This is a genomic window from Actinoplanes sp. NPDC089786 (genome assembly GCF_040684855.1).
GTDB lineage: Bacteria > Actinomycetota > Actinomycetes > Mycobacteriales > Micromonosporaceae > Actinoplanes.
This window is the reverse complement of sequence record NZ_JBFBGU010000010.1, coordinates 22,883-35,510: the sequence shown is the minus strand read 5'-3', so window position 1 is coordinate 35,510 and position 12,628 is coordinate 22,883. Positions and strand designations below refer to the sequence as shown.

The window sequence follows — 12,628 nt, the reverse complement described above, 5'->3', positions numbered from 1 at the left end:
TTCCCGCGAGCCTGGGTACATGCGCAAAGTATTTGTGATCATCGCTGTGGTGGCCGTCGTGGTGTGCGGGGTGGGCGGCTGGTTCCTCTACAACGGAATCAAGATCGGCGACCAGATCGCCACATCGTCCATCAACCAGGCCGAGTTCGACGCGCAACAGGTCGGCGGGGAGGAGACCGCGGTGCGGGAGGCGTTGCCGGAGCCGCTGCCCGACGAGGACGAGTCGGACATCTACGGCTCGGACCCGACGCGGCAGGGCAAACCGGCCGGCTCGAACTGCGTCTACTACGCGGTCAAGCCGCTGACCGAGGGCGGCGACCGGCCGCTGTTCCGGTTCTGCTTCGCGGGCGGCAAGCTGGCCGAGAAGAAGCAGATCAGGGTCGCGAGCTGATGGTTCGGCCGGCGGGTTTCCCCTGGTACGAGGCGACGCTCGCCGCCACGCTCGCGGCGGCCACCGCGGGGCTGTCGCTCCTGGGCTCGATGCCCCCGGTGACCGCGGCCCTGCTCGCCGTGGCCGACCTCGCCCTGGTCGCGCTGCGGCGCCGGTTCCCAGCGGCCGTCCTGATCGTGGCGGCCGCCACGATGGCCGTGCCCGGCCGCGCCGATTTCCTGCTCGCCTTCGGGCTGGCCTTCGCGGCCGGTTTCCGGATCCGCGGGCCGTGGCGCCTGACCGGCACCCTGGCCGCCGTCCTGGTCCTCCAGGTCGGCGGCCTCTGGCTGCGGGACCGGACCGTCCAGCTCTCGACGACGCTGCTCACCGTCGGCACCTTCCTGGTGCTGTCGGCGTTCCCGGCGACCCTGGCCCGGTTGTCGGCCCAGCGCCGCCGGATCCTCACGCTGATGCACGAGCGGACCGTCTATCTCAACGAGCAGCAGCGGATCATCGCCGAGCGCGCCCGGGCCCGCGAGGCCAACCGGATCGCCCGGGAGATGCACGATTCGCTCGGTCACCGGCTCACGCTCCTTTCGCTGTACGCCGGAGCGCTGCGCTCGGCCCCCGAGCAGTCGGCCGAGACGGTGCGGTTGCTGCACGCCACCTCGGTGACGGCGATGGAGGAGCTGCGGCACATCCTCACCGTCCTGCGGGACGAGTCGGCCGAGCCGGACGGCGACCACGACGTGGACAAGCTCGTCGCCGACGCGCGCGGGGCCGGCGCCCAGATCGAGCTGACGCGCTCCGGTCCACCGGTCGACGTGCCCCGGATGATCGAGCACGCCGCCTACCGGACGCTGCAGGAGGGTGTCACGAACGCGCTGCGGCACGCCCGGGGCGGCGCGATCCGGGCGGCGCTGCGGTTCGAGGACGACGCGCTGGTGGCCGAGGTGGTCAACGAGCCCGGCCGGCGGGGTGACGGGCCGGCCGGCGGCGGGCAGGGGCTCTACGGTCTGGCCGAGCGGATCCGGCTGGCCGGCGGGGTGCTCTACCACGGCGTGGAGCCGGACGGCGGCTTCCGGGTGGCGGCGACGCTGCCGCTGACCGCGGTGGCGCCGATGCCGGCGGCCGCCGGGAAGTCCGGTGGCGCGGTGGATGTGCCGGACGAGTTCGGCGCCGATCTGCGCCGGGTCGATTCGCGGCGCCGGCTCTGGACCGTGGTGGTCGGGGTGAGCGCGCTGGTGGTGGTCGGGCTGTGCGCGGGCGGCATCTGGGTGGCGGTGCGGCAGCAGACCGTCGATTCCGCGACCTTCGAGCGGGTGCGGGTGGGTGACAGCGCTGTGGACGTACGGGAGAAGCTGCCGGACCGGGACGCCGCGCTCGACCCGGCCCGGGTTCTTCCGGCGGCGCCCGCCGGCGGTGATTGCGTGGCCTACCGGGCCGCGCCGACGTTGCGACCGGCCGGCGTCGAGGGATATCGCTTCTGCTTCGGGGCCGGCGCCCTGATCTCGAAGGAGGAACTCGCCGATGTGGACTGACTTCCGACCCGCGGCCGGCTCTCGCATCCCGGTTGATTCTGGTGTCTCGGCGCGACCTGATGTCGGCTGACCCGGCCGTGCGGCGGGTGATGATCGCCGACGACGACGAGCTGACCCGGGGCGGCATCCGGCTGATCCTGGGCGGCATCCCCGGCGTCGAGGTGGTGGCCGAGGCCCGTGACGGCGTCGAGGCGCGCGACCTGGCCATCCGGCACCGCCCCGACGTGGTGCTGCTGGACATCAAGATGCCGCACATGGACGGCCTGGCCGCGCTGCGCGAGATCTGCCGGTCGTCGTCGGTGGCGGTGCTGATCCTGACCACGTTCGGCGACGAGCACTACATCGACGAGGCGCTCGCCTCCGGCGCGGCCGGCTTCGTGCTGAAGAGCTCGGCCGCCGACGAGCTGGAGCCCGCGCTGCGTGCGGTGACGGCGGGCGAGATGTTCCTGTCGCCGCCGGTGACCCGCCAGGCCGTCACCCAGCTGCGCCAGCTGCGCCAGCTGCGCCCCACTCCCCCGGGCGACGACGTCATGGCCCTGTTGGAGCAGCTCAGCTCCCGCGAACGCGACGTGCTCGAACTGCTCGCGCAAGGCCTGTCCAACACCGCGATCAGCGAACGCCTGGTCATCTCCGAGAGCACGGTCAAGACCCACGTGAGCCGCATCCTGCAGAAGCTGTCCTGCGAGAACCGGGTCCAGGCGGCCCTGCTGGCCCACCGCGCGGGCCTGCTCGATCAGGGTGGCGGCTGACCGAGGGCCGCGGGTGGGAAATCGGTTGGGCGGTTCGGCGCCGGCCGCCATCATCGGGCGTTGTGGGTGTACGTCTGGCTGGCGGTGTGGTGCCGCCGGGTGGTTGCGGGCTCTGGCTCGCCGGACCAGCCGGCGAGCCGGTCGCGCTCGACAACAGCGTGGCCGGTCGCACCCCGCCCGGCGCCCCGGTCGCGCTCGGCGCGGCCGGGGCCACGCCGGACCGGGTGGCGGCGGCCGTCCGGGCGCTCGGCAACCTCGTCGCCGCCGGTGGGCGGCTGGCCGCGGGCGCGGAGGTCGATCTGGGGCACGGCTTCCGGTCGGCGCTGCTCGACGGCGGGCGCGGCGATCGACGGGACGCCATGCTGGCCGCGCTGACCACCGACCCGTCGGCGCTGGGGGCCCGCGAGGCGATCGTCACCGCGTTGTTCGGGCCGCGGGTCACCCGGCGGGTCGGCGCCGCCGCGGGCCGGGCCGTCGAGGACGGGCGCTGGGGCGCGGTCAAGCTGGCCGCGGCGGCCAGTGACGTGCTCGGGCCGGAGCAGCTCGAGCAGGTGCTCGCGTGGGAGGCGCCGGAAGGCATCGATCCGTTCGGTACGGGCCTCGCGTCGGATGCCGCCGTACACCTGGAGCGCCTGACCCGCGACCTGCCCGAGCCCCGCCGCCTGTCGTTGCTGGCCGATCTGTGGCGGGTGGTCGGCGCCGACCGGGTGCGCGCCGGGCGGGCCGAGCGGCTGCGCGCCTCACAGGACGGCCACGGCCTCGACGACCTGCGCGAGGTCTACCACCGGCTGGACGACGTGTCGGCGTTGACCTGGGTGGCCGGGCACTACGACGGCGAGCCGCGGGCGGCGCAGCTGATCCGGCACACCTTCCCGCCCTACGGCTGGCTGTCCGGCGCCCGGCGCCTCTACCAGGATTCGCTCGCGGTGACGCTGATGGGACGGCTGGCCGAGGACGCGACGGCGACCGGTCTGGCGGGGGCATTGCGAAGGTACGCCGCGGCGTTGCGGCTGGTCGCCAAGATGCCGTCCGACCGGGCGGTCAAGCTGGCCCGGCGAATCGGCAAGGTACCGGCCCGGCCGGCCGTCTGGGTGATGGAGATCGTCCCCACGCTGACCGGCGAGCTCACGCCCAAGAAGGAGGCGTACGTCGCGGCGCGGCTCGCGCGGGCCCGGGACTGGGGCACGATCCTGCTCGGCGAGCTGGCGGAGTTCGCCGACGGCCTGCGGTCGCTGGACGCGGCCTCGGCCGGTGAGCTGCGCGCCTGGGGCGCCGAGCCGATGACCGAGTGGCGGGCGGCGTTCGGCTACGTGTCGCCGGAGCGCCTCGACGGCTGGGGCCAGCCGGGCCACGACCGCGCCCCGCTGGCCGAGCGGCGACCGGCCGGCGGCGAGGAACGGATCGACGACCTGGTCTGGATGGCCGAGCTCGGCGATCAGGTGGCCCGGTTGCACGGGCGGGAGCGGGCCGAGGTCGGCTTCGACGACGACTATCCGACCGTGGACCCGCTCACCGGGCCGGCCGAAGCGCGGCCGATCGAGGCGGGGCCGGTCGAGGCGGGGCCGGTCGCGTACCTGTCGATCACCACCGCCCTGACCGGCGCCGCCCACCTGGCCGAGCTGGGCGGGGTGGTGCCGGGCAAACCGCGCGGCTGGGCCGAGCTGGTGGCCGGCCTCTACGGCTCGGCCGACGTGTCGCAGGCGCTGACCGGCCGCTTCCCGGTGCCCGAGGTGCTGCTGGCCCAGGACGGCCAGGAGGTACCGGGCACCGGCCTGCGGGTCGAGGTGGCCACCACACCGCGTCATCTGGCCGCGTACAGCGACTTCATGGGCAACTGCCTCAACGGCTCGTACTACACCCGCGAGGCCGAGCTGGGCACCTGCGTCGTGCTCGCGCTGCGGGCCCCGGACCGCCGCATCGTGCTGAACGTGGAGCTGGTGCGGCGGTTCGGCCACTGGCGGATCGACCAGTTCAAGGCGCGGTTCAACGCCGACCCCGATCCGGGGCAGGACAAGGCGGTCCGGGCGTGGGTGGCGACGCTGCCGGTGCCGCAGCCGACGCCCCCGGACGTCCCGGACCTGCCGCCGCCCGGCGCCCGTCCGATGCGGACGGTCCGGCGTCCGACGCCGGCCGAGCGGGTGGTCCGGGAGGTGGGGCCGGTGCTGCGCCGCCGGCTGTCGGGCCTCGAAGCGCCGGTTCTCGTACGCCTGGCGCACGCCCTGCCCGAGCCGCCCCGCACCCGCGGCACCGAGGCGGTCACCGCCCTGCGCCGCGCCGACGACGCCGAGCTGGACGAGGCGTGCCGGCGGGCGTTCCGGGCCGGGATGACCGTGCGCGAGCTGTGGCACGGGACCGACGAGCGCCCGCTGGGGGCGGCGATCCGGAAGATGGGAACGCGGATCGCGCCGCTGGCCCGCGACGAGCCGCTGCCGGGCGCGCTGCGGCCGCTGGCCCGGCTGCCCGAGGTACGGCTGGCCCGCACGGTCGACGTGGTGTCGATCCGGGTCCGCGCGGCGCTGGGCCGGCTGGTCGCCGCCGAGGACCCGGCGCTGGCCCGTGGCCTGGCGGCCGGCCCGGACGTCCCGACGCTGTGCGCGATGGCTCTGGCCGCCACCGCCCTGGGTGTGGGCGCCCCGATCAGGCGGGAACGACCCGAGGCGTGGCGGGCCGCGACCCCGAAGGAGCTGACCGGCCGCCCGGTGCCGCGCGGCCCGCTGCGCGCCCCGGCGAACTGGAACTGGCCCGCGGTGTGGGCCCGCGCTCAGCGCAACGACTCGTAACGTTCCCGCATGGCGTCGAGCGCGGCCGCGTCGGGCCGGCCGAGCAGCCGCAACCGGGCCATGCCGCCGTCCGGGAAGATGTCGAGCCGGACGTGGGTCACCGCCCGCGCCGCCGCCACCCGGAACCGGTGTGGCGTGTCGGGCGCCAGCGGCACCGGCTCGATCAGGTCGAACCACTCGGTCGGGTCGTCCACCGAACCACTGCGGGCGTCGGCCCCGCGCAGCGACGCCCGCCCCGGCGCGTTGCCCTTGAAGTGGCGGGTGTCGAGGTCGGCCAGCGACAGCACGGTCGGCGCCGCGAGCTGGACGGTCACCCAGTCGTTGCCGTCGTCGCGCCGGCGCGAGGTCTCCCAGCCGTCGCCCATCGACGCGGCCAGGCCGGGCATCAGCATGTTGCCGGGGTGACCGTAGAACATGTTGCTGCACGCGGTCACCCGGCCGCCGTGCTCGGCCGCCGCCACGTCGAAGACCTCGGGCAGCAGATCGGGGTCGGGAACCACGTCGCCGTGCACGCGGAGCCGGGCCACGCCGCCGTCCGGGTAGATGGTCAGCCGGACGTGGGTGAAGCGCTTCGGGTTGTCGACGGTGAACAGGTTCTGGGTATCGCCACTGAGCGCCGACCGGGACACCAGCGGCGTCCACGTGGCCGCCTTCAGCTGCGTGGCGTCGGGATAACCGGGCAGCGAACACCCGTCGACCGACGCGTACGGCGGGAAGTTGCCGGTGAAGAACGACGTGTCGATGTCGATGCCCCGGACCACGCCGGGCGCGCCGAGCCGGATGATGACCCAGTCGTTCCCGCGTTCCCGCCGCCGCCGGGTCTCCCAGCCGTCGTACACCTGGCCGCGGTGGTCGAAGGTGCGTGCCGAGTGCGTCGGCCGGGCCGGCGAGAGCAGGTGGTCGGCGGCCGCGAAGAACTCGTCGTTGACCGCGACCACCCCGGCGCCGAACGCCCGGGACGCCAGGTCGATGTACTGGGTGTCGTCCATTCAGCTCTCCCTGGTCAGAAACCGGCCGTGTGGAGTCTCGCCGGTCACCGGCCGGCCGCGCAGCCAAGTCGCGCGCACCACACCCGTAAGGGTCTGCCCGGCGTACGGCGTGACCGGGTTGCGGTGATGGAGCGCGGCCGGGTCGACGGTGAACGACGCGTCGGGCGCGAAGGCGACCAGGTCGGCGTCGGCGCCCACGGCCAGCCGGCCCTTGCGGCTCAGCCCGACCAGGTCGGCCGGGCGGCGCGCCATCCAGGACACCACGTCGGGCAGCGAGTGGCCCCGGGCCCGCGCCGCCGTCCAGATCACCGGCAGCCCGAGCTGGACCGAGGCGATGCCACCCCAGGCCGCCGCGAAGTCGCCGGTGTCCGGCCGCTTCAGCTCGGGCGTGCACGGCGAGTGGTCGCTGACCACGCAGGTGATCTCGCCGGCGGCCAGCGCCGCCCACAGCAGGTCGGCGTTGGCCGCCTCACGGATCGGCGGGCAGCACTTGAACTCGGTGGCGCCGGGCGGAACATGTTCGGCGGCCAGCGCCAGGTAGTGCGGGCAGGTCTCGGCGGTCACCCGCAGCCCCTCGGCCCGCGCCCGCCTGATCAGCGGCAGCGCGCCGGCGGCCGAGAGATGCAGGATGTGGACGCGCCGGCCGCCGGCCCGGGCCGCGTCGATGGCGGTGCGCACGGCGGCGTGTTCGGCCTCGGGCGGGCGCGAGGCCAGAAAATCCGGGTACGCCGCGGAGGACGCCGCCTCGTGCAGGTGGAACGGGTCTTCGGCGTGGACGACGAACTGGGCGTCCACAGCGGACAGCGCGGCGGCCAGCTCGATCGGGCTGACCGGCGGGAACTCGGGCACCCCGGAATCGGCCAGGAACGCCTTGAACCCGAACACCCCGGCCTCGTGCAGGCCGGGCAGCGCGCCCGCGTTGCCCGGGATCGCGCCGCCCCAGAAGCCGACATCGACATGGCACTGCCCGGTGGCCGCCGCCTGTTTGACCCGCAGGGCGTCGACGTCGACCGTGGGCGGCAGGCTGTTCAGCGGCATGTCGACGATCGCGGTCACGCCACCGGCCGCGGCCGCCCGGGTGGCCGTCGGGAATCCCTCCCACTGGGTACGCCCGGGCTCGTTGACATGCACGTGGGTGTCGACCAGGCCGGGCAGCAGCGCGTCGTCACCGAGGTCGTGTTCCTCGGCCGCGTCGAGCACCGCGTCGTAGCCGGCCACCTCGACGATCACACCCTCGCGCACCCCGACGGCGGCCGGCCGTTCACCGTCGGCGGTGACGGCCCGGCGGGACCGGACGACGAGATCCATCATGACTGCGAGCTTAACGGCCGATCACCGACGGGCATGAGCGACAAAGGTCACTACTACGCCAGACGATGTAACGCGATACGATGCACCGCATGACGAAGCAATCGCCCGACGCGGGCGGGCTGGCGCGGTTCGGCGAGCCCGGCCTGCTGGTGCTGCTCGCGCTCAGCGACGGGCCGAAACACGGCTACGCCATCGTCGCCGACATCACCGACCGCACCGGTGTCGAGCTCGGCCCGGGAACCCTCTACGGATCCCTGGCCAAGCTCGAGAAACTGGGCCTGATCGCCCCGCTGCCCAGCGAGGATCGGCGCCGTCCCTATGAGATCACCGACGCCGGGCGGGCCGCCCTGGCGACCCAGTTGCGGCTCTGGTCCCGGGTCGTCGAGACCGGCAAGGCGCGGCTGGCATGGACCTGACCCGGCTCCTCGTCGCCCTCCATCCGCCGGCCTGGCGCCGGCGCTACGGCGACGAGTTCGCCGCCCTGCTCGACGACACCCGGCTCACGCCCAGGGCCATGGCCGACGTGGTGGCCAACGCGGCCCGGTTGCGGTGCGACGCCCACACCGAGGGGCTGCTGATCGTGGCGGCGCTGGCGGTGGCCACGGTGAGCCGGGTGATCGCCCACCGCGAGGGTTTCGCCGTCAACGTGCTGTGGGTTCCGGCGACCGTGCTCGGCGCGCTCACCCTGGCCGGCGCGGTCGGTCCCTGGGTGGCGCTGATCGTCCGGCGGTGGCGGCGCTCCCTGCCCCGGGCCGGCACGTACGGCGTCTTCGGCCTGATGGTCGTCCACCCGCTCGCGGTGCAGGGCGATCCGGGGCCCGAGGCGCGCACCGGTCTCATCGTGACGCTTGTCGGCGTCGCCGTGCTGGTGGCGCTGGTGGTGGCGATCGTCTCGAAGCGGTGGCGGCGCCCGGTGCTCCGGTTCCTCGGCCTGACCGCCGGCGGGTTGCCGGCGCTCTACCTGGTCGTCCGCGGCATCGCCGAGTTCTGGGTGGTCGACTACGACAACCCGGCGAGCTATCGCGACGACTGGGGCGGCCCCAGCCTGCTCGGCGTCTTCGCCGTCCACACCGGACCGGCCGTCCTGATCCTCGCGGCCACGACGGTGTGGCTCGTGCGCCGGCTCCGGCGGGAACCGGTCGCCCGGAGCGAGTGAGATGGATGACCCGTGCGTCGGTTCAGACGAAGGCGAGCAGTTCCTCGCGGGTGAAGCTGACGTCGGTGAGTGCGCCGCAGTCGAGGCCGCGCAGCAGGAATCCGGCCAGGGCGCGGGCGGTGGCCGGCTCGTCCGCGATGCCGCCGGACTGGCGGTCGAGGTAGCGGCGCAGCCGGCTGATCGCGGCGTCGCGGCCGTCGGCGTAGAAGCCGTAGACCGCGGCGTAACGGGTCGGCAATTGGGCCGGGTGCAGGTCCCAGCCCTGGTAGAAGCCGCGTTCCAGCGATCGCCGGACGAGCCGGTGGTGCAGCTCCCAGGCCGCGCGGATCTCGGCCGGCGACCCGACCGGCAGAACGTTGGTCGAGCCGTCGCTCAGGCGCACGCCGGTCTGTGCGGCGGCCGCCTGCATCACCGCCTTGGCGTGGTCGGCCGCCGGGTGGTCCATCGACTGGTACGCCGCCGCGACACCGGCCGCGGCGCTGTAGTCGTAGGTGCCGAAATGCAGGCCGGAGCAGCGCCCCTCGGCCGCCGTGATCAGCTTGGCCACCGTCGCGGCGCCGTCGGCCCCGAGCACCGCCGCCGGCAGTTCCACCTGGATCTCGAAGTGCAGCGTGGTCCCGTACGCCCGGTCGAGCCGGTCGCACAGCGCGACCATCGCGTGAACCTGGGCCGGGCCGCTCACCTTGGGCAACGTGATCGTGAACGGCTCACCGTAGGCGGTCAGGAACAGGTCGAGGGTGCGCAGCGCGCGGCGCCGGGTGGCCGCCTCCAGCGACTTGATGCGGATGCCGGCGAACGGCACCCGGATGCCCTCGTGGAGCGCGGCGGCGGCCGACTTCACCGCCGCGTCCTCGGTCGCGTCGTCACGCACCCCGTACCCGTCCTCGAGGTCGACCCGCAGGTCTTCGATCGGCTCCGCGCGCAGCTTGGCCTCGACCTGCTCGACGTGGCCGAACGGCCACTCCTGGCCGTGCAGGGCCGCCAGCGCGGAAGCCCGCCACCCGTCGACCAGGTCGGGCGTGACCTGGTCGGCCGGCACGTACACGGTGTGTACCGGCTGGCGGCCCGCGCGCTCACCCGGGTAACGAGCTTTCAGGAACGCGTCGTGATCGGCGAGCAGCTCGTCGATCTGCCGATAGTCGCCGTCGTCGAGGCGCATCAGTCGATGCTGTCGTACGCCGCGGTGGTGAGGAAGTCGGCGAAGTCGTCGGCCAGCGCGACCCGTTCGAAGAGCTTGCGGGCGTCGTCGAAGCGGTTGCCCGGCCCCGGCGCGATCTTGGCGAGCTCCTCGTCCTCGATGCGCTGCACCAGCTCGGCGGTGATCGGCGTGCCGTCGGGCAGCGTGACGCCGTTGTGGATCCACTGCCAGATCTGCGAACGCGAGATCTCGGCCGTGGCCGCGTCTTCCATCAGGTTGTTGATGGCCACGGCGCCGTTCCCGCGCAGCCACGCCTCCAGGTACTGCAGGCCGACCGACACGTTGCCGCGCAGCCCGTCCTCGGTCACCGAGCCCGGGGTGGCGGCCACGTCGAGCAGCTGGCCGGCGGTCACCGACACGTCGTCGCGGCGGCGCTCGACCTGGTTGGGCCGGTCACCGAGGACCCGGTCGAAGATCTCGGTGCAGACGGGTACGAGGTCGGGGTGCGCCACCCAGGACCCGTCGAAGCCGTCGCCCGCCTCGCGTTCCTTGTCCTCCCGCACCTTGCCGAGCGCGACCTCGTTCACCGCCGGGTCGCGCCGGGACGGGATGAACGCCGCCATGCCACCCATCGCGAAGGCGCCGCGCTTGTGACACGTCGACACCAGCAGTTCGGTGTACGCCCGCATGAACGGCGCCGTCATCGTCACCGACGCGCGGTCGGGCAGCACCATCGACGGGTTGTCCCGGAAGTACTTGATGATGCTGAACAGGTAGTCCCAGCGGCCGGCGTTCAGCCCCGAGATGTGCGGGCGCAGGGCGTGCAGGATCTCGTCCATCTCGAACGCGGCCGGGATCGTCTCGATGAGCACGGTGGCGCGGATCGTGCCGACCGGGATGCCGAGCGTCTCCTGCGCGTGGGTGAACACGTCGTTCCACAGGGCCGCCTCGCGGTGCGACTCCATCTTGGGCAGGTAGAAGTAGGGTCCGCGGCCGCGGTCGAGCAGTTCCCGGGCGTTGTGGAAGAAGTAGAGGCCGAAGTCGACCAGCGCGCCGACGGCCGGTTCGCCGTCGACCGTCAGGTGGCGCTCGTCCAGGTGCCAGCCGCGGGGACGCATGACGATCGTGGGGTACGGGCCGCCGTTCAGCTCGTACGTCTTCTTGTCGGTCTGAAGGGTGACCGTCTCGCGGATCGCGTCGTAGAGGTTCTGCTGACCGTCGACCACGTTGGCCCAGTGCGGTGTGTTCGCGTCCTCCAGGTCGGCCAGCCAGACCTTGGCGCCGGAGTTGAGCGCGTTGACGGTCATCTTCCGCTCGGTCGGGCCGGTGATCTCGACCCGCCGGTCGGTGAGCGCGGGCGGCGCGGCCGGGACCGTCCAGTCGCCGGCCCGGATCGCCGCGGTCTCGGGCAAGAAGTCGAGGGGCGTCCCGGCGGCGATCGCGGCCCGGCGCTCGGCGCGGGCGGCGAGCAGCTCGTTGCGCCGCGGCCGGAACCGCCGGTTCAGGTCTTCGACGAACGCCACGGCCTCGGCGGACAGGATCTCGGTCACGACGGAGTGCTCCCCTCACGGACTGCGGATCTCCCCCTCACCGTAACGGCAGAACGGGGCAGCGGCCTCCGCGAGACCGAAGTCTCTGGGGATGCGGAGGCCGCTGCCTTTCCGGAGGGGAACGGAGGTCCTAGAAACCGCCGGCGCAGACCGGCCAGTTGCCGTCGGTGCTGCGGCCGGTCTCGCCGCCCGCCCCGGCGCACCAGAACTGGGCGGGTGCGCCCTTCGGGGTGTCGACCTGGCGCTTGGCGTCGCCGACGATCATCCGGAACCCTTCCGGGAACGGCTTGGTCGCGGTCGGGTCCTTGAGGCGCGAGCCGTAGTAGACGGTCACGCCGTGCGGGTCGACCGGCTGACCGTTCTCCAGCAGCGTGGGGATCCAGTAGGCCGAGAAGTCGTCGTCCGCCGGGTCACAGGTGGTGGCCGGGTTGGCGAACAGCGACTCGTTGGTGGTGGCGGCGCCGGCGCTCTTGTTGCCCCAGAACGTGTGCAGGTGCGAGGCGCCGGGCATGCCGGGGAAGACGATCGGGTCGTCCGGCCGGCGGTGGCTGATCGTGCAGGAGGCGTTGAACTCGGGCACCCGGACGTTGCCCGCGGGGACGGGCTGGGCCGGCGTGGCCTCGTACTCGGCCAGTTGCTTGTCCCACTTGGCCTGGTCGATGGGCACCCAGCCGTCACCGGTGGCCGGCGGAGAACTGGCGGGTGTGGTCGGCGGCGTCGATGCGGGATCGGCCGCCGCCCCGGTGTCCGACGTGCCTTCCACCTGCGCGCCGGACTGCGCGGCAGAACTCTCGGCCTCGACCCGCCCGGGCGTCGCGACCGTGTCGGCGCCCGCGTTCGCCACCACGATCACACTGGCCGCCAAGGCGCCGGTAATCGTTGCGGCCAGAATCAGCCTGGTCTTCTTTCTCGGCATTGCCGTATTCCCTCCCTGCGGGTTTCTCACCAGGGAGTATGTGAATCACCAAGAGCTGTATCAAGCTGCGGAGAAAGACTTAGGAATAACACTTTTCTGCGTCGCAGGTGGCTGCGGAGCAGCCATTC

General features: G+C 73.4%; 11 protein-coding genes. 6 read left to right on the top strand and 5 right to left on the bottom strand.

Annotated features, from left to right (window positions below):
- Window positions 1-19: 19 nt before the first annotated feature.
- The 4 genes from AB0O15_RS26290 (at window position 20) to AB0O15_RS26275 (ending at window position 5,440) form a co-directional block, all read left to right on the top strand.
- A complete protein-coding gene (locus AB0O15_RS26290; protein WP_364323329.1) occupies window positions 20-391 on the top strand; it encodes a hypothetical protein in 372 nt (123 codons plus the stop codon).
- The gene (locus AB0O15_RS26285) at window positions 391-1,911 is read left to right on the top strand and encodes a histidine kinase (RefSeq protein WP_364323327.1); all 1,521 of its coding nucleotides are present in this window, start codon (window positions 391-393) and stop codon (window positions 1,909-1,911) included. The genes AB0O15_RS26290 and AB0O15_RS26285 overlap by 1 nt, the downstream gene beginning before the upstream one ends.
- 41 nt (window positions 1,912-1,952) lie before the next feature.
- Complete coding sequence (locus AB0O15_RS26280) at window positions 1,953-2,660, top strand: response regulator transcription factor (protein WP_364323325.1); 708 nt, start codon at window positions 1,953-1,955, stop codon at window positions 2,658-2,660.
- A gap of 62 nt (window positions 2,661-2,722) precedes the next feature.
- Window positions 2,723-5,440, top strand: coding sequence for a hypothetical protein (locus tag AB0O15_RS26275; RefSeq protein ID WP_364323323.1), 2,718 nt, complete (start codon window positions 2,723-2,725; stop codon window positions 5,438-5,440).
- Here AB0O15_RS26275 and alc read toward each other — a convergent pair.
- Both alc and allB read right to left on the bottom strand, forming a co-directional pair.
- Window positions 5,422-6,429, bottom strand: coding sequence for an allantoicase (alc, locus tag AB0O15_RS26270; protein WP_364323321.1), 1,008 nt, complete (start codon window positions 6,427-6,429; stop codon window positions 5,422-5,424). The genes AB0O15_RS26275 and alc overlap by 19 nt on opposite strands.
- Complete coding sequence (allB, locus tag AB0O15_RS26265) at window positions 6,430-7,740, bottom strand: allantoinase AllB (RefSeq protein ID WP_364323319.1); 1,311 nt, start codon at window positions 7,738-7,740, stop codon at window positions 6,430-6,432.
- Between the two features lie 89 nt (window positions 7,741-7,829).
- Between allB and AB0O15_RS26260 the strand changes: the two genes are divergently transcribed.
- Together AB0O15_RS26260 and AB0O15_RS26255 are read left to right on the top strand one after the other, a co-directional pair.
- Window positions 7,830-8,156, top strand: a complete 327-nt coding sequence (locus tag AB0O15_RS26260) for a PadR family transcriptional regulator (protein ID WP_364323317.1) — start codon at window positions 7,830-7,832, stop codon at window positions 8,154-8,156.
- The gene (locus AB0O15_RS26255; RefSeq protein WP_364323315.1) at window positions 8,147-8,896 is read left to right on the top strand and encodes a hypothetical protein; all 750 of its coding nucleotides are present in this window, start codon (window positions 8,147-8,149) and stop codon (window positions 8,894-8,896) included. Before AB0O15_RS26260 ends, AB0O15_RS26255 begins: the two co-directional genes overlap by 10 nt.
- A 22-nt stretch (window positions 8,897-8,918) precedes the next feature.
- Here AB0O15_RS26255 and AB0O15_RS26250 read toward each other — a convergent pair whose 3' ends face one another.
- The 3 genes from AB0O15_RS26250 to AB0O15_RS26240 all read right to left on the bottom strand — a co-directional run bounded on the left by AB0O15_RS26250 (window position 8,919) and on the right by AB0O15_RS26240 (window position 12,500).
- Window positions 8,919-10,055, bottom strand: a complete 1,137-nt coding sequence (locus AB0O15_RS26250; protein WP_364323312.1) for an aldolase/citrate lyase family protein — start codon at window positions 10,053-10,055, stop codon at window positions 8,919-8,921.
- Window positions 10,055-11,584: a malate synthase A gene (gene aceB, locus AB0O15_RS26245; protein ID WP_364323309.1), complete on the bottom strand. Its 1,530-nt coding sequence runs from the start codon at window positions 11,582-11,584 to the stop codon at window positions 10,055-10,057. The genes AB0O15_RS26250 and aceB overlap by 1 nt, the downstream gene beginning before the upstream one ends.
- 130 nt (window positions 11,585-11,714) lie before the next feature.
- Complete coding sequence (locus AB0O15_RS26240) at window positions 11,715-12,500, bottom strand: DUF1996 domain-containing protein (RefSeq protein ID WP_364323307.1); 786 nt, start codon at window positions 12,498-12,500, stop codon at window positions 11,715-11,717.
- Between the last annotated feature and the right edge of the window lie 128 nt (window positions 12,501-12,628).

Coding starts and splice junctions, on each gene's coding strand:
- AB0O15_RS26290 (WP_364323329.1), top strand. CDS start 20: ATGCGCAAAGTATTTGTGATCATCGCTGTGGTGGCCGTCGTGGTGTGC.
- AB0O15_RS26285 (WP_364323327.1), top strand. CDS start 391: ATGGTTCGGCCGGCGGGTTTCCCCTGGTACGAGGCGACGCTCGCCGCC.
- alc (WP_364323321.1), bottom strand. CDS start 6,429: ATGGACGACACCCAGTACATCGACCTGGCGTCCCGGGCGTTCGGCGCC.
- allB (WP_364323319.1), bottom strand. CDS start 7,740: ATGATGGATCTCGTCGTCCGGTCCCGCCGGGCCGTCACCGCCGACGGT.
- AB0O15_RS26260 (WP_364323317.1), top strand. CDS start 7,830: ATGACGAAGCAATCGCCCGACGCGGGCGGGCTGGCGCGGTTCGGCGAG.
- AB0O15_RS26255 (WP_364323315.1), top strand. CDS start 8,147: ATGGACCTGACCCGGCTCCTCGTCGCCCTCCATCCGCCGGCCTGGCGC.
- AB0O15_RS26250 (WP_364323312.1), bottom strand. CDS start 10,055: ATGCGCCTCGACGACGGCGACTATCGGCAGATCGACGAGCTGCTCGCC.
- AB0O15_RS26240 (WP_364323307.1), bottom strand. CDS start 12,500: ATGCCGAGAAAGAAGACCAGGCTGATTCTGGCCGCAACGATTACCGGC.